This is a genomic window from Nisaea acidiphila, assembly GCF_024662015.1.
Lineage (GTDB): Bacteria > Pseudomonadota > Alphaproteobacteria > Thalassobaculales > Thalassobaculaceae > Nisaea > Nisaea acidiphila.
On record NZ_CP102480.1, the window covers coordinates 2,536,303 to 2,551,637 of the forward strand.

At 62.8% G+C, this 15,335-nt stretch carries 16 protein-coding genes, 1 tRNA gene and 1 pseudogene; 4 read left to right on the forward strand and 14 right to left on the reverse strand.

Annotated elements, in window-relative coordinates; translation table 11 throughout:
• The 9 genes and pseudogenes from gpmI to rplU all read right to left on the reverse strand — a co-directional run.
• Positions 1–1,560, reverse strand: coding sequence for a 2,3-bisphosphoglycerate-independent phosphoglycerate mutase (gene gpmI, locus NUH88_RS11700; protein WP_257766591.1), 1,560 nt, complete (start codon positions 1,558–1,560; stop codon positions 1–3).
• Positions 1,561–1,594: 34 nt separating this feature from the next.
• Positions 1,595–2,053, reverse strand: coding sequence for a 23S rRNA (pseudouridine(1915)-N(3))-methyltransferase RlmH (gene rlmH / locus NUH88_RS11705; protein ID WP_257766592.1), 459 nt, complete (start codon positions 2,051–2,053; stop codon positions 1,595–1,597).
• Between the two features lie 79 nt (positions 2,054–2,132).
• Entirely contained in the window at positions 2,133–2,543 is a 411-nt protein-coding gene (gene rsfS / locus NUH88_RS11710; RefSeq protein ID WP_257772196.1) for a ribosome silencing factor, read from the reverse strand.
• Positions 2,544–2,631: 88 nt separating this feature from the next.
• Positions 2,632–3,264, reverse strand: coding sequence for a nicotinate-nucleotide adenylyltransferase (locus NUH88_RS11715; RefSeq protein ID WP_257766593.1), 633 nt, complete (start codon positions 3,262–3,264; stop codon positions 2,632–2,634).
• Between the two features lie 33 nt (positions 3,265–3,297).
• Positions 3,298–4,587 carry a glutamate-5-semialdehyde dehydrogenase gene (locus NUH88_RS11720; RefSeq protein ID WP_257766594.1) on the reverse strand — a complete coding sequence of 430 codons (1,290 nt, stop codon included), beginning with the start codon at positions 4,585–4,587 and terminating at the stop codon, positions 3,298–3,300.
• A gap of 38 nt (positions 4,588–4,625) precedes the next feature.
• Entirely contained in the window at positions 4,626–5,756 is a 1,131-nt protein-coding gene (gene proB, locus NUH88_RS11725) for a glutamate 5-kinase (RefSeq protein ID WP_257766595.1), read from the reverse strand.
• 11 nt (positions 5,757–5,767) lie between these two features.
• Positions 5,768–6,865: a GTPase ObgE gene (gene obgE / locus NUH88_RS11730; protein WP_257766596.1), complete on the reverse strand. Its 1,098-nt coding sequence runs from the start codon at positions 6,863–6,865 to the stop codon at positions 5,768–5,770.
• Positions 6,866–6,976: 111 nt separating this feature from the next.
• Entirely contained in the window at positions 6,977–7,243 is a 267-nt protein-coding gene (rpmA, locus tag NUH88_RS11735; RefSeq protein ID WP_257766597.1) for a 50S ribosomal protein L27, read from the reverse strand.
• Between the two features lie 111 nt (positions 7,244–7,354).
• Positions 7,355–7,663 (reverse strand): annotated as a pseudogene (gene rplU / locus NUH88_RS11740) (50S ribosomal protein L21); the annotation flags it as partial.
• A gap of 286 nt (positions 7,664–7,949) precedes the next feature.
• On the opposite strand from rplU, the gene NUH88_RS11745 reads away from it, so the two are divergent.
• The 3 genes from NUH88_RS11745 to NUH88_RS11755 all read left to right on the forward strand — a co-directional run bounded on the left by NUH88_RS11745 (position 7,950) and on the right by NUH88_RS11755 (position 9,723).
• Positions 7,950–8,039 (forward strand) — tRNA-Ser (locus NUH88_RS11745).
• A gap of 286 nt (positions 8,040–8,325) precedes the next feature.
• Positions 8,326–8,550 carry a hypothetical protein gene (locus NUH88_RS11750; protein ID WP_257766598.1) on the forward strand — a complete coding sequence of 75 codons (225 nt, stop codon included), beginning with the start codon at positions 8,326–8,328 and terminating at the stop codon, positions 8,548–8,550.
• 270 nt (positions 8,551–8,820) lie between these two features.
• Positions 8,821–9,723: a DUF5677 domain-containing protein gene (locus tag NUH88_RS11755; protein WP_257766599.1), complete on the forward strand. Its 903-nt coding sequence runs from the start codon at positions 8,821–8,823 to the stop codon at positions 9,721–9,723.
• Between the two features lie 286 nt (positions 9,724–10,009).
• On the opposite strand, the gene NUH88_RS11760 is transcribed toward NUH88_RS11755, so the two are convergent.
• The 3 genes from NUH88_RS11760 to NUH88_RS11770 form a co-directional block, all read right to left on the reverse strand.
• Positions 10,010–10,684, reverse strand: a complete 675-nt coding sequence (locus NUH88_RS11760) for a hypothetical protein (RefSeq protein ID WP_257766600.1) — start codon at positions 10,682–10,684, stop codon at positions 10,010–10,012.
• 10 nt (positions 10,685–10,694) lie between these two features.
• The gene (locus tag NUH88_RS11765; RefSeq protein ID WP_257766601.1) at positions 10,695–11,240 is read right to left on the reverse strand and encodes a recombinase family protein; all 546 of its coding nucleotides are present in this window, start codon (positions 11,238–11,240) and stop codon (positions 10,695–10,697) included.
• Positions 11,241–11,397: 157 nt separating this feature from the next.
• Complete coding sequence (locus NUH88_RS11770; RefSeq protein ID WP_257766602.1) at positions 11,398–11,961, reverse strand: hypothetical protein; 564 nt, start codon at positions 11,959–11,961, stop codon at positions 11,398–11,400.
• Between the two features lie 98 nt (positions 11,962–12,059).
• On the opposite strand from NUH88_RS11770, the gene NUH88_RS11775 reads away from it, so the two are divergent.
• Positions 12,060–12,617 (forward strand): hypothetical protein, encoded by a 558-nt coding sequence (locus tag NUH88_RS11775; RefSeq protein WP_257766603.1) that lies wholly within the window; start codon positions 12,060–12,062, stop codon positions 12,615–12,617.
• A gap of 146 nt (positions 12,618–12,763) precedes the next feature.
• Here the strand turns inward: NUH88_RS11775 and NUH88_RS11780 are convergent, their stop codons facing one another.
• Both NUH88_RS11780 and bhcR read right to left on the reverse strand, forming a co-directional pair.
• A complete protein-coding gene (locus tag NUH88_RS11780; protein WP_257766604.1) occupies positions 12,764–14,194 on the reverse strand; it encodes a DUF6538 domain-containing protein in 1,431 nt (476 codons plus the stop codon).
• Positions 14,195–14,364: 170 nt separating this feature from the next.
• A complete protein-coding gene (bhcR, locus tag NUH88_RS11785) occupies positions 14,365–15,186 on the reverse strand; it encodes an HTH-type transcriptional regulator BhcR (protein WP_257766605.1) in 822 nt (273 codons plus the stop codon).
• Positions 15,187–15,335 lie beyond the last annotated feature (149 nt).

Below are 15,335 nucleotides of genomic sequence, written 5' to 3' on the forward strand. Positions count from 1 at the left end.
TTACTCCGCCGCGCTTGCGGCGCTGGCGCGGAGCATCGAGCGGCCCGTCATTTCCGCCGGCTGCGTCACGCCGAGCAGCTCAAGCAGGGTGGGTGCCACATCGGCGAGGCGCCCGGTCGCGAGCGCGCCGATTCCGTCAGGCGCATTGACCAGCACGGTCGGCACGAGATTGGTCGTGTGCGCCGTGTGCGGGCCGCCGGTTTCGGGATCCAGCATTTGCTCGCAATTGCCGTGATCCGCCGTCAGGAACGTGCAGCCGCCGACCTTTTTCAGTGCGGCCTCGATCTGCCCGACCGCATCGTCGACGGTCTCCACCGCCTTGATCGCGGCATCGAGGCTGCCCGTATGACCGACCATGTCCGGATTGGCGTAATTGACGACGATCAGGTCGTATTTCCCGCTCTCGATCGCCCCGACCAGCTTCGCGGTCACTTCCGGCGCCGACATTTCCGGCTGCAGGTCGTAGGTCCGGACTTTCGGGGACGGCACCATGATCCGGTCCTCGCCCTCGAAGACCTCCTCGCGGCCGCCATTGAGGAAGAAGGTGACATGCGGGTATTTCTCGGTCTCGGCCATGCGCAGCTGGGTCAGGCCGGCATTCGCCGCGACTTCGCCCAGCGTGTTCTTCAGGTCGATGGCCGGGAACAGCACGGAGAGGAACCGGTCCAGCTCGGATGAGTAGCTCACCATGCCCGCCGCGGCGGCGAATTTCAGGCAGCGGGAGCGTACGAACCCGTCGAAGGCGGGATCCAGCAGGGCGGCGAGGATTTCCCGCATCCGGTCGGCCCGGAAATTGGCGGAGAGCAGGACGTCGCCGTCCTTCACCCCGTCATAGCCCGGCAGCGCTGCCGGGGTGACGAACTCGTCGGTCTCGCCGGCCGCGTAGGATCGGTCGATCTCGGCGAGCGGATCCTCGGCGCGATTTCCTTCCGCTTCCGCAATGACCTTGTAGGCTTGCTCCACGCGTTCCCAGCGCTTGTCCCGGTCCATGGCGTAGAACCGCCCGGAAACAGTGGCGATGCGGGCGCCTTCCGGCAGCTCCGCTAGCAGGCGCTCGATATCGCCTTTGGCGCTTTTCGGCGGCGTGTCGCGGCCGTCGAGGAAAGCATGCACCAGCACTTCGACGCCTTCCGCTGTCAGGATGCGGGCGAGGGCCGCGATATGGGACTGGTGCGCATGCACGCCGCCCGGTGACGTCAGGCCGAGCAGGTGGCAGCGCCCGCTGCCCGCTTTCGCGGCCGCGATCAGTTTCCGCAGCTCCGGATTGGTCGCGAGCGAGCCGTCCGCGACGGCGGCGTCGATCCTCGGCAGGTCCTGCATCACGACACGGCCGGCGCCGAGATTCATGTGCCCGACCTCGGAATTGCCCATCTGCCCATCCGGCAGGCCGACATCGCCGCCGCTGGCGCGCATGAAGCCGCTCGGGCCGGCGGCGGTCAGACGGTCGACATTCGGGGTGTTGGCGAGCTGGACGGCGTTGTTGTCGCGCTCGGCGCGCTGGCCCCAGCCATCCATGATGCAGAGGATAACGGGACGCGGTTTCTGTGTCTGATCTGTCATGATTTGGCGGTTATAACGCGTTCCCCGGCGCCGGTCATTCCCGATGATAGGGATGTCCCGCCAGAATTTGCTGCGCACGGTAGAGCTGCTCGGCGATCATCCCGCGCACCAACATATGCGGCCAGGTGGCGCGGCCGAGCGAGAGCAGCAGGTCGGCGCGCTTGCGGCAGCTTTCGTGATGCCCGTCCGCACCGCCGATCAGGAAGACGATGTCCCGCACGCCGTCGTCCCGCCAGGCGCCGATCCTGTTGGCGAATTCGGCGCTGGAAAGGGTCTTGCCGCGCTCGTCGAGGACCACGGCGATAGCGCCGTCGGGAACCTGGGCGAGTAGCTGGGTTGCCTCTTCCTCCTGCAGCTGCTCCGGCGGCAGCTTGCGGCGGATATCCACTTCCTTGAGGTCCAGCGGCCAGGAGAGGCGGGCGCGGTAATGCGCGAACAGCTCGGCATGCACGTCGCGGCGTGCCTTGCCGACCGCGGCGAGGGTCAATTTCATGCGATCACGCTCCCGGACCGACGCTTTCGGGCGGGCGCCGGTCCGTGCCTCCGGCGCCGCGCCCCATTCCGGTCAGGTCTCAGGCGTGGGCCATCTCGCGGGCCTCGGCGGCATCGCCGATCTGGACGACCCTGCCGCGGGCCGGCGGTTCGCTGCCCCACATTTTCTCAAGCGCATAGAATTCGCGGACTTCCGGGCGGAAGAGATGCACGATGATGTCGCCGGCATCGATCAAAACCCAATCGCCCTGCGACTGGCCCTCGACAGAGATGCCTTTCACGCCAACGGATTTCAGCTTTTCGATGAGATGTTCCGCCATGGCGGCGACTTGACGGGTGGATCGCCCGCTTGCGATCAGCATGTGATCGCTGATGGAGGATTTGCCTTCGAGGTCGATGACCACGATATCCTCTGCCTTACTATCGTCGAGCGAGCGGGAGGCCAGATCGACGAGGCTTTCCCGGGACGGGAGAGCGGCTTTTTTCGGTATGACTGTCTCCTTCCGCGCCTGAGGCGCTTGACCGATGAAGTCTCGGCACCGCCGTTCCGGAGCGGCACCAGTTCTGCATTGTACAGGTTCAGCGTCTCCGGTCCGGCCAGTCCGATCCGTATCGGATGCTGGTCGCGGACAACGGATTCAGCGGGGTGTGAAAGAACACCCACGCCGGTGCCCGTCGCTTACCGAGGCTTTCTCCGGCGCGCTGCCGGATGCGTGCCTTGGCAAAACGGCGGGCCGCCGGGCCCGACAAGGCCCTTAGAGAATAGGTTGGCCGGTCGAAAACTGCAATGACGACACTGTTGAAGATTTGTTTCCATTCCGCCCAGCGGTGGAAGCCGACCAGATTGTCGGCGCCCATGACCCAGATGAAGCGGGTGAACGGCGCGCCGGAAACCAGGGTAGAGAGCGTGTCGGCGGTATAGCGGGTGCCGAGCAGCACCTCTATTTCCGTGACCCGGATCCGGGGATGACCGCGGGCGAGCCGAACGGCAGAGGCCCTGCGTTCCTCGAACGGGGCCATGTCGTCCGCCGTTTTCAGCGGGTTCTGAGGCGAGACCATCCACCAGACCTCGTCCGCACCCAGCTTCTGCAGCGCCAGCAGGGCGATGTCGAGATGGCCGCGATGCGCCGGATTGAAGGAGCCGCCCATCACCGCGACGGTGCGGCCGCGGACAGAGGCGAGGAGGCGGCGTGCCTTTGGATTCTGGATCATGGGGTCACTGCCGGCAGGACGGCCGGACCGCGCTCACGGACGGGTCTGGCCGGTGCCGGTCACGACGTATTTGAAAGAGGTGAGCTGCTCCGCGCCGACAGGTCCGCGGGCGTGCATCTTGCCGGTCGAAATGCCGATCTCCGCCCCCATGCCGAACTCGCCGCCGTCGGCGAACTGGGTCGAGGCGTTGTGCAGCACGATCGCGCTGTCGACACGCGCGGCGAAACGCGCCGCGGCGGCGGCGTCCCCTGTCACGATACTGTCCGTGTGGTGTGAGCCGTAGCGGTTGATATGGTCGATCGCCGCGTCGAGGCCGTCGACCACGCGCACGGACAGGATCGCGTCGAGATATTCGGTCGACCAGTCCTCTTCCGTCGCCTGTTGCATATCCGGAACGATTTTCCGGGCGGCCGCATCCCCCTTGAGCGCACAGCCCGCGCCGCTCAAAGCCGCCGCGATGCCGGGCAGTTGTGTCTCGGCAATCTTCCGATCCACCAGCAAGGTCTCGGCCGCGCCGCAGACGCTGGTCCGGCGCATCTTGGAGTTCAGCACGATCTCACGCGCCATCTCGGGATTGGCGGCGCCGTCCACATAGACATGATTGACGCCGTCGAGATGGGCGATCACCGGAATGCGGCTCTCTTTCTGCACCCGCTCGATCAGGCTCTTGCCGCCGCGCGGCACGATGATGTCGACGGAATCCGTCATGGTCAGTAGGGCGCCGACCGCGGCCCGGTCGCGGGTCGGGACGAGTTGCACCGCCGCTTCCGGCAGGCCCGCGGCCTTCAGGCCCCGGTGCAGGCACTCGACCAGAGCGTTCGAGGAGTGGAAGCTCTCCGAGCCGCCGCGCAGGATCGCCGCGTTGCCCGATTTGAGGCAGAGGCTCCCCGCATCCGCGGTTACGTTCGGACGCGATTCGTAGATGATGCCGATCACGCCGAGCGGCACGCGCACGCGGGCGATCTTCAGCCCGTTCGGCCGCTCCCATTCCGCCATCACGCCGCCGATCGGATCTGGCAGCGCGGCCACATCCTCGATGCCCTTGGCGATGGCCTCGATCCGTCCTTCGTCGAGCTTGAGGCGATCCATCAGGGACTCACGCACGTCTTTCTCGCGGGCGAAGGCGAGGTCCTTCTCGTTCGCCGCGAGAATTTCGGGCAGCGCCTTGCGGATCTCGGCCGCCGCATTGGTCAGGGCGGCGTCCTTCTGCTCCGTGGTGGCGAGCGCAAGCGCTGCCGACGCCGCGCGGGCGGCCTTGCCGAGGCCGGTCATCATCTCCGCGATGCCGGCGTCGTCCGTCCGGTCGAATTCAAGAATGGCCATGGGTCCGTTCGCTCCCAATTCTCTCCGGCGCTCGCGCCTCAGCGCTCCAGCACCAGATCGTCCCTGTGGACCAGTTCGTCGCGGCCACGGTAGCCGAGGATCCGCTCTATTTCACGGGATTTGTGGCCCGCGATTCTTCCGGCGTCGTCCGCGCCGTAGGCCGAAAGGCCACGCGCGACCGGGCGTCCCGCCGGATCGAGGATCTCGATCAGATCGCCGCGCTCGAACTCGCCGGAAACCTTGGTGACGCCCGCCGGCAGCAGGCTCTTGCCCCGCGCGAGCGCTTTCAGGGCGCCCTCGTCGAGGGTGACGCTGCCTTTCGGTGTGAGCGAGCCGGCAATCCAGTTCTTGCGCGCGCCGCGCGGCGAGGTGGCGGCGGCGAACCAGGTGACCCGTGCGCCTTCCTCGATCGCTTTTAGCGGATGCGGATCGTGGCCCTTCGCGATCGCCATGCGGCAGCCGGCCGAGGACGCGATTTTCCCCGCCGCGAGCTTCGTGACCATGCCTCCCGAGGCATGTTCGCTGCCGACGGCGCCGGCCATCGCCTCGACGCCCTCGTCAATTCGTTCCACATGCGGAATATGCTCTGCCGCCGGATTGCTCCGCGGATCGGCGGTATAGAGCCCGTCAATGTCCGAGAGCAAGATCAGCGTGTCGGCGCTCACCATCTGCGCGACGCGGGCGCCGAGCCGGTCGTTGTCGCCGTAGCGGATTTCCTCGGTCGCGACCGTATCGTTCTCGTTGATCACCGGAACCGCGCCGAGGGCGAGCAGGGCGTTCAGCGTCGCGCGGGCATTCAGATGCCGCCGCCGCTCCTCTGTGTCTCCCGGCGAGAGCAGGATCTGCGCCGCCGTGATCCCGTGGCGGGCGAGCGCTTCCTGATAGGCATGGGCGAGGCGGACCTGACCGGTGGCGGCTGCGGCCTGCTTGTCTTCCAGCTTCAGCGCACCTTTCGGCAGGCCGAGCAGGCGGCGGCCGACAGCGATGGCGCCGGAGGAGACCACCAGCACCTGCTTGCCGCGGGCTTTCAGATTGGCGATGTCGTCGGCGAGCGCGTTCAGCCAGTCGCGCCGGATCTCGCCGCCTTTCTCGTCCACCAGCAGGGCGGAGCCGATCTTCACGACCACGCGCTCGGACGTTTCGAGTCCGGAACGGGTGAGGTTTTCCACACCTTCGGGGCTCACAGCGGCGACCAGCCGGGGGCGCTCTCCCCGGTTTCCTTTGTCTCTGCCTCTTCCTCTTCCTCGAAATCCTCGCCGTCGACGGCGGTTTCGACCTTGCGGGCGGCGCGGGCCTCCAGCACGGGTTCGAGAAGGATCTGCAGCGCCTCGTCGAGGCCGGCGCCGGAGATTGCGGAGAGGGTGATGACCTTCTTGCCGATCTCCTGCTCGACCATCTCGATCAGAACGGGGATGTCCTCCTCCGCCATCGCGTCGATCTTGGACAGGGCGACGATCTCGGGCTTGTCGGCGAGGCCGCCCCCGTAATCCTCGAGTTCCTGACGCACGGTGCGGTAGGCCGCCGCCGGGTCGTCCTGGGTCGCGTCGACCAGATGCAGCAGCACGGCGCAGCGCTCGACATGGCCGAGGAAACGGTGGCCGAGGCCGGCGCCTTCGGACGCGCCCTCGATCAGTCCCGGAATGTCGGCGATGACGAATTCCTGCCCGCCGACCGAGGCGACGCCGAGACCGGGATGCAGGGTGGTAAAGGGATAATCGGCGATCTTCGGCCGTGCGCGGGTGACGCTGGAGAGAAAGGTCGACTTGCCGGCGTTCGGCAGGCCGACGAGACCGGCATCGGCGATCAGCTTCAGGCGCAGCCAGACCCACATTTCCTCGCCGGGCCAGCCGGGAAGGGCCTTGCGGGGGGCCTGGTTGGTCGAGGTCTTGTAATGCGCGTTGCCGAAGCCGCCGTCGCCGCCTTTCAGCAGGACGACGCGCTCGCCGACCTTGGTCAGGTCGGCGATCACCTGCTCGCGCTCCTCGTCGAGGATCTGCGTGCCGACCGGCAGACGCAGCACGGCGTCGCCGCCCTTGGCGCCCGAGCGGTTGCGCCCGGCGCCCGGACGGCCGCTCTCGGCCTTGAAATGCTGCTGGTAGCGGTAGTCGATCAGCGTGTTGAGGCCGTCGACGCACTCCGCGATCACAGCGCCTCCGCGGCCGCCGTCGCCGCCGTCCGGCCCGCCATATTCGACGAAGGCTTCGCGCCGGAAACTGACCGATCCGGGGCCGCCGTCGCCGCTCTTCAGAAAGATCTTGGCCTGATCGAGGAACTTCATCTCATGCAATCTCGAAATGCGGGCCCGAAATGCGGGCACGAAAAAAGGGAACAGCCGCAGGACCGTTCCCTCATCCGCTGTCGCTGGGCCCGCACGTTAGCGGGCGCGACGTTATTCCGCTGCTTCGGCCAGCGCCACTTCCACGAAGGTGCGGCCCTTGGCCCTCCGACGGAAGGCAACCTTGCCGTCGGTCAGCGCGAACAGGGTGTGGTCACGTCCCATGCCGACATTCTCGCCCGGATGGAACTTGGTGCCCCGCTGGCGGACGATGATGTTGCCGGCAATCACGGCTTCGCCACCGAACTTCTTCACGCCGAGACGGCGGCCTGCACTGTCGCGGCCGTTACGGGAACTACCGCCTGCCTTTTTATGAGCCATCGATTACTCCTTCGTCTCGGCTTCGGCCGCCGGAGCTGCGTCTTCGGCCTTCGCCTTCGGCGCGGCTTTCTTCGCGGCTGCCTTCTTCGGCGCGGCCTTCTTCTTGCCGTCGGCCAGGATGTCGGTCACGCGCAGTACCGTCAGCTCCTGACGGTGACCGCGGGTCCGGCGATAGCCCTGACGGCGCTTCTTCTTGAAGACGACGACCTTGTCGCCCTTGGTCTGCTCAAGCACTTCGGCGCGGACCACAGCACCCTCGACGGTCGGCGCGCCGACCTTGAGATCGTCACCTTCACCGAGCATCAGGACGTCGGCGAGATCGACGGAAGACCCGGCTTCGCCGGCGAGCTTCTCGACCTTGATGACGTCGTTCGGGGCGACCTTGTACTGCTTACCGCCGGTTTTAACGACTGCGAACATTGTCATTACTCTGGCAATGAAAACTGAGCGCGCGAACATTTCGTCCGCGTCGGAGCGGCGGACTATACTCGCGGCGCCGCCCAAGTCAACAGGGAAACTGGCCGTACAACCATAGAATCTTTCCCTCCCGGAGCGGGCCCGGAATCGTCCCGCCCACACTCCTCGATGCGGCGCTATATATAGTATCTCCGAACGGCCGGCGCCAGAGAGCGCACGGCGTACGGCGAACACGCATTTCCCCTATTGAATCCGGCAACCCACATCGTTATGGTCCGGCCCTCGGTGCGGAGAGGTGCCGGAGTGGTTGAACGGGGCGGTCTCGAAAACCGTTGTGCGCGCAAGCGTACCGAGGGTTCGAATCCCTCTCTCTCCGCCAGTTTCCCTCAAACTGACATGATTGCACAATAAAATCAGTCAGTTATGTGATCCTAAAAATTTGGCCTTGTAGGAACCGTTGTAGGAACGGTTGTGAGTGCTGCTCGATGCGATGCGCGAGACTCGGTGTCCGTGTGGTGGCGTGTCGAATGACGTGGTATTCTTGACTCTCCCTGACACCTCTCGGCTGCTCGTCTTTGACTAGGTCGCACAGATGAGCTGTCGTCGCGTCGCGAAGGCGTGACGAACCTGACAGCCGTTCCGGCCTCGCTTAAGAGGAGATGGTCGTGGGAGTAGAGATCACTGATAGGATCGAAGCTGAAGGCGAAGACGGCACGCTCTACGTTGTCCTAGAGCTGACCACTATGATCGGCGGGAGATCGCTGGACCAGCGTGGGGGAGCGCTCAAAGGAAGTTATCGGTACGTACTGGAGGACGGGGAGCTGGTGAACCGTCTCGATGACGGGAGGTTTCAGGTCTTCCAGACAGACGAGGTCCTCACTCCAATCTAGCCTAGGCCTCAGATATGATGCCGGAATCACAAAAACAGGGGCGTGAAAGTGAACAGGCGTTTCTGCGCCCCCTGAGTACACGTCGCCGCGACGCAGTGACCTCTAGGCGCTGGTGCTTGGTGTGCTGGCAGAGTCCAGCCTCCTCCTCACGGGTGCGAGACGTCTTACTGGGCGCTGCGTCGCGGTTATCGCCGACCACTCGTACGGCATGACTCGGTGAGATGTCCTGATATCCTCTGACTAGTCGAACGAGAGAATGTGAGGCGATCCATGGATGCCGGATTGACCGTTGAGGAAGCCGTTTCCCCGCTACCCCGCGTCGAAGTTGATGCGGACCTGATTGGTGGCTTCTGTTCTGAAGAGGACTTCAACGAGCTTGCCGTGAAGCTGGGAGTAGAGCTGGGCAACTTAGTATGCGTTGTTGGGTCAGTTGTTCCGGGTAACGGATCTCACTGGACGCGCAATGAGGCGATAGTAGTCGGTCTCTTGGTGCGGTTTCAAAAGCTGCTCCAATCTATACTCGATGAAACGTGCCAACACCGACGGGAGACGGCCTACATTCTGTGTAGGCTGGCTTTCGAGAGCCTCGTCAATCTTCGGTACTTGATGGGGACCAGAGATGAGGCCGTATATGACGGCTATGTACTCGCATCGCTCAGGCACGAGAAACGCCTTGTGGAGACCATCGAACGCAATATTGAAGAGCGGGGCGGAGAAGTCTGGCCCATAGAACAGCGGATGATGAGGTCCATCGAGCGCGCTTTTGAAAGATCAGGAGTAACGCGTACTAGCGTAACGCGTGACGGTATGAGGCCGTGGTCTGATACGAACGTCTATCAACGGGCGGAGGCTGTGGGGTGGGGGCCCAACTACCTAGGCCTATTCGCTGGCCCGTCTCATTCTGTGCATGGAAACTGGATGGACCTCTTAGAGTACCACCTGTCCGAGCACGAAGGCGGCTTCATGCCCGACTATGAATGGCACCACCCCAGACCTCAACTTCTACTGGTTCTAGGGCTCTTCGGCTGCACAGCGCTCGGCGAGTACATAGCTCGCTTATCTGAGACGCACGAGGCGGGTCACGAAGCTGCGCCTTTGATGGACTTGGTTCACGATCTCCAAGAACGCATAGCCATCGCCAACGAGGGCCACGAGGCTTTTCTTCAGAGATGACTGTCGCCGCGACTCAGTGAGTCGACCAGAGCAGTAAGGCATGGACGAGCGTCGTCTGATATGAAGGGGGATCTGGATCATGATCCCCTACCTCTTAGTGGCTACATTAGGTCCTCCTAATGATCTCGTAAGGTACCACTAAGTGTTAACTATATGATCCCCGGAGCGTTTCTCATAGGTGTCCATAAACTGGTCGTCACGTCTCTTCGAGCGGCAGGGGGGGCGGTTGGATCGGCGAGGAGCCGTCTTGTCGTATGGTGAGACCGGCCCCTATCGAGGGTGTCCGTTAAGTGGGTCTCTTAGCTGCCTTCGCTAGATCGGCCAGCGCATGAAGTTCAATCAAGATAGGGGTCGGGTAATGTCTCCTGTCGGCATAGAAGCACAGCCCGTGGCCGACCAGCTGATGCAGTACGCCAGCTAGGTCATTCGATGTGGCGAACTCTTTCGGAACCAGTTCGTCGTAGAGCGCTTCAGCTGCTTTGTCCCTGTTATCTTCTCGTCGTCGGTGATCTTCCTTGGTCATGTCGACCCCGTTTAGGTCTGCGTGGCCGACGTACTCGATCAACAGGGTCGCAAGCCGACCCGCTACGAACATCTGGTCGCGGGTCATTCTAGAAAGCAGATCAGCGTATTTACTGAACTCGTCGGCGCTGAGGACGTGGCGGTGCGCCATGTTGGCTATCGCCTCCGACATGACACGAAGGTTCCGTCGCGCTGCGCCGTCCCGAGCGGCTGCGACGTACTTGACAAGAATGGTGGGGAAATCCGGATGTGTGCGTAAGCGCTGTTCATCGACTTCGCCTCGCTCTAGTGCACTAAGGAGTTCGTTCCAGACCTCTTGCTGCTTCTGCTCCCACCAGCGCTGGTAGAGACGCCCGAGCAAGGAAGTAGGGGTTCCGCCAACGACGAGCGCTCCGGCATCGTCGACGAACTCCTTGAGCGGTGGTGGCGAGTTATCCAAAGTCCACCTCCTAGCGGGCTAGCGCCCGGTACACGCTTGCACGTCCAATCCTGAGCCTCTTAGCGATCTCAGTGGGGCCCATGCCTTCCTGAGTCAGTCTCGTGATCTCGTCCTTCTTCTCCATCGCGGTCGGTTTCCGCCCCTTGTACTTGCCCTCGGCCTTCGCCTTTGCGATCCCCTCGCGCTGTCGCTCCAGCATCATTTCGCGCTCGAACTGGGCCACTGAGGCCATGACGTTCAGCATCAGCTTCCCTGTAGCATCGCTCGTGTCCACATTCAGGGCGACGATCTTAAGGTGCACTCCCTTCTCCGTCAGCGCCTCCAAGATCGACCCGAGGTGCACCACGGATCGCGCCAGCCTGTCGAGCTTCGTCACGACAAGCGTGTCGCCTTCCCTGACGAACTCCAGAGCGGCCTCCAGAGCCCGTCTAGTGGCCACTGAGGACACCTGCTCAGAGAAGACCTTCTGGCACCCGAGGGCCTCTAGGTCCCGTCTCTGAGCCTCCAGACCGGCCTCCTGTTCGAGTGTCGAGGTGCGGGCGTATCCGACAAGCATTGCGTTCCCCTGTGAGGCGTTGTATGTCTCACAAGGGTCTATAATGTTATGTATCAAAAATCAAGAGCATGTGTGTGAGACACCCTTGGTGGGCTGTGAGACGTCTCGTTGAGGCAGGGTCGTTTGGGACATCTCAGGCCCGAGTGCGGCACGATGTTTAGCGCATCATCCAGTTGCTTCTTCGCACCCTAACGCCCTTCGAAACCACGCGGCGCTTCTTACGGACTGATTGGTCGAAGTTGATCTCACATCTTGCCGGGATCTGTTTAGGCACTCCGGTTTGGTCGGTCCGGTCGTAGTAATGCACTCTGATGCTAACTTCTTGCGGACCTTCTGACGTGGCGACTGCCAACACCAAAAACTTCCCGCTTTCACCGGGTTCAACAGGCTCCCCAAATCCGACCCGCTCGACCTCGTTATCCTCATGCAGAAAGGTCACAGCTCCGGGATTTAGGAGTTCGACCTCGGCGACCTTGATGCCCACACGCTGGGGATTTCGAACGGTAACAATGAGACGGCGCATCAGTGGTTCCCACGGCACTGAGGAGAGTTCCGCGACGGGCTCCCGCTCGGCGAGGGTGTCGCGGCGGTTCCGGGAGGCGATCCCAGTGTTCCACCCGGATATACCGACATGCATGACCGAGAGAAACAGGGCGAACCACGCCGCCATCGGAGCGTAGTCCGTTAGTGCTTTGAGGACGTCGTCGATGAACTCTGACATCGTTTGATGATGGCCATGAGAGGACTCAGGAGTGTACCTATGATGCGAGGGTGGGTCGGGTTTGACAACCTATATGCGGTATGGCTTCGGAGGAGTGGGTGCTGGGTATCAACGTGGTTGGAGACGCGGGTGTCGATCAGGTGCGTGACGTAGTTGTACCTCTTGCCGCCGCCGGTGTCGGAGCGCTGATCGGTGGTTTGGCGACGTTGGTGGGTACGCTCTTCTCGATGAGAGTGAAGAGGAGAGACGAGCGTCGGTCCATCGCTGCGATGTTGGCTGCCGAGATCGAGTCGGTTGTCAGGGGAGCCATCAACAGGGGCCATATCGAGTACTACGAAGGTTGGGCGAAGGCTCTGGAAGAGGGGACGGTCGATCCGTCTAAACATCGTCCCGGCCTCTTTGGACTGAATGCTGACATGCCTGATATCGCCAAGGCCGTGCTGCCACGAGTGGGATTGCTTGGTTCTGAACTCGTACGGGACGTAACGGTATGGTACGCCGCATATCGGGGCGTACTCCACGACCTTAAATCCATTGACGACGGGACGACGTCCCCCGAGCGTGTGCCTTCCTTGATCCGGGAAGATCTCAGGATTTGGTACGAGGACGTCGAGGGACGAGCTCCTGATCTTGTTCGGCGCCTTCGCAAGGTCTGAGGCCCTCCCCGCCACTCTCGGCCTGCGGCTGATGCCCCGGTACGGGGGCATATGAGGCCGTAGCGGGAGCGGAGGTGGGCAGACAAATCTACGCCAAGATTTTAAGGCGCATGAGAGGCCCTCAGCGAGTCACTGACGGCCGTTCGTCAATCACAGCCTATGTGAGCGCTTGAAGAGTCTGTTGCCGCCTCTGGCGGCTCCTGAGTGCCTCCCGGCGTCAGACCCAAAGCTGCTCTCAGCCAGCGCGCTGACACCTCCAGAGGCAGGCCGTCCCCATAAACCTCTTTAGCGGCCCCCGAGGAGTGCCCCATGATCTCGTCGATGACCGATGCGGGAGCTTCGACGGCCATGAGCTTCTTCTTCATCGTATGCCGGGAGGAGTTCACCGACACGTTCCCGTCTGACAGACCGTTCTCCCTGAGGAACTTGTTCGTCGCTGTGGAGAAGTTCGTGGGGCCGTCCTCGGCATGATACCTAGAGGGACCATCCGGGTACTTGCGGATCAGTTCGAGCGTCTCTGGATCGACGATGGGGACGCGCCGAGCAAAGGAGCCCTTCACCAGCCAGCCGTTGCGCTCGTTGGGCCGGATATGGATATAAGCGATCTCACCATCCAGAACGATATCCTCGGCCACCAAGTGACATGCCTCTGTCTGGCGGCAGCCCGTCGTCATCAGGAGCCGCAGCACTAGCTGAGCATCCTCGTTCATCTTTGGTAGCAGGGATCGAACGTGGTCTTCCTGCGATGGCGTGAACGGCAACCGGTTGTCCCTAGCGAGTCGCTTCTTCGACTTCGGTATGTCGAGGCTCTCGAAGGGGTTGCGTCGGTCGATGTCGTGGGTCTCGTAGAGGCGCCTGAACTGGGCACGGAGGGCCTTCAGGTGCTTATCGACGGTCCCTGTATCCAAGAAACCCAGCGCGTGTGTCCGCCACCGCAGGGCGTCTTCCCTCGTGATCTTGTCTATAGGGGTTCGGTCACCCAGTGGTGTGAGGACCTCTGCCAATACGGTCGCAACGCGATGCTGAAAAGCGCCATACCGTTTGTCCCGTAGGGAAGCGTTCGGCTCCCGCCCACGCTCTACCAGATAGATCTCGATACCTTCGCGAAGCGTCGGGGCAATCTTGAGCGCGCTGTAGCCGTTGATGAGGATCTCGGCTTCCGGCTGCGCGGCCGGATCGTAGAGTCGCCATTCGTCGCGAGGAAGTTGCTCGCCGTCAGGCCCAGACCTGTCGTGTAGGTCCTCGTAAGCCTCGATCCGAAGTTCGCGTTCGAGGGGAGAAACTGCGGGGTCGTTGAGTGGCAAGTCGGCCTTGAAGCCCCTGTTGTTAAGGTGCTCGCGTGCCACCCTCGCTACCGCGCCGGGCGACGACTGGGAGCGGGCATCCTTAAGCAGCCGTTCGGCCTGTTGATGCACAGGATGGTACTTACGGAGCGCAACCGCCCGGTCTTTCGTGCCGAGGCTGTGGTTGATCTCACGGCGCCCGAGGGCCTCGCGGAGGTCCTTTGGAACCGCTCGACGATAGGTGTAGTTGCCTGTCTTGCGGTCGGAGGTCAGGTAGGGAAGCCGGAGGATCATTCAGAGGGGCCGATGTAGGTCGGAATGGGGGATGTGTTGTAGGAACTGGACGCTGATTAAGCAACTAAATCAAGGCTTACGGCCCATTCGGTCGGTTTGGTGGCTCCCTCTCTCTCCGCCAGTTTCCCCAAGATTAAATTTGCCAGCCGCACGCTCCGCCTTTTTCCTGGCTAGCGATCCCGCCCGCCGGCGCCGATCAGATGCGACACTGTCGCCGCCGCGTCCCTCACCGCCTCTCCGAGAGTTTCAATCTTGTCCCCCGGCATCCGTGCCGTCGGTCCCGAGACGGAGATCGCCGCGATGGCTTCGCCGAAATCGTTGTAGATCGGGGCGGCGACGCAGCGCATGCCTTCGGTCCGTTCCTCGTCGTCGACGACATAGCCCCGCGCACGGGACTTATCGAGGTCCGCGGACAGCTCCGCGACCGATGTCAGGGTTTTCTCCGTGAAGCGTTCCAGTTCGGCTGTTTCCAGATAGGCCGCGAGCTTTTCCGCCGGATAGGTGGTGAGCAGCGCCTTGCCGATGCCGGAAGCGTAGAGCGGGGCCACGGTGCCGGGGCGGAAGAAAGCGCGGATCGGCTGGTGGGTTTCCATCTGGCTGACGAACAGGACCCTGTCGTTCCACTCCACGCCCAGATTGGAGGTCTCCCCGGTCCTCTGCATGAGTTCGCGCATGATCGGGCGGCTGCGCTCGACGACGTTCCGCCGGCGCAGGAAGGCCGACCCGACGCGGAAGGCGGCGGGGCCGATATGCCATTCCTGGCTTGCCGCGTTGGTTTCCACGAACTCGCGCGCTTCCAGCGTCGAGAGCACGCGGTGGATGGTGGCGACCGACTGGTCGAGCTCGCGGGCGATCTCGCTCAGGGTGATGCCCTCGCGGGTCTGGAGCAGGATGAGCACGTCGAGCGCCCGGTCGAGCGCCTGGATCGTGGGCTGGCTCGGCTCTCCCGAAAACCGTTTCGGGCGCCCCTTGCGGCGGAGTTCCTCCGGCATGACCTCACCTCGTCTCTGCGAAAAAAATCTGTTGATGAAAAACTTATTCAATCAATGAAAAAAAGAAAAACTATTAAAAACATATGAGTGGCTTATTTTTTCATTCAATAAAAATGTTTTTCAAGAAAATATACCTCCGTTTTGGCCTG

Coding starts and splice junctions, on each gene's coding strand:
- gpmI (WP_257766591.1), bottom strand. CDS start 1,560: ATGACAGATCAGACACAGAAACCGCGTCCCGTTATCCTCTGCATCATG.
- rlmH (WP_257766592.1), bottom strand. CDS start 2,053: ATGAAATTGACCCTCGCCGCGGTCGGCAAGGCACGCCGCGACGTGCAT.
- NUH88_RS11715 (WP_257766593.1), bottom strand. CDS start 3,264: ATGATCCAGAATCCAAAGGCACGCCGCCTCCTCGCCTCTGTCCGCGGC.
- NUH88_RS11720 (WP_257766594.1), bottom strand. CDS start 4,587: ATGGCCATTCTTGAATTCGACCGGACGGACGACGCCGGCATCGCGGAG.
- obgE (WP_257766596.1), bottom strand. CDS start 6,865: ATGAAGTTCCTCGATCAGGCCAAGATCTTTCTGAAGAGCGGCGACGGC.
- rpmA (WP_257766597.1), bottom strand. CDS start 7,243: ATGGCTCATAAAAAGGCAGGCGGTAGTTCCCGTAACGGCCGCGACAGT.
- NUH88_RS11755 (WP_257766599.1), top strand. CDS start 8,821: ATGGATGCCGGATTGACCGTTGAGGAAGCCGTTTCCCCGCTACCCCGC.
- NUH88_RS11765 (WP_257766601.1), bottom strand. CDS start 11,240: ATGCTTGTCGGATACGCCCGCACCTCGACACTCGAACAGGAGGCCGGT.
- NUH88_RS11770 (WP_257766602.1), bottom strand. CDS start 11,961: ATGTCAGAGTTCATCGACGACGTCCTCAAAGCACTAACGGACTACGCT.
- NUH88_RS11780 (WP_257766604.1), bottom strand. CDS start 14,194: ATGATCCTCCGGCTTCCCTACCTGACCTCCGACCGCAAGACAGGCAAC.
- bhcR (WP_257766605.1), bottom strand. CDS start 15,186: ATGCCGGAGGAACTCCGCCGCAAGGGGCGCCCGAAACGGTTTTCGGGA.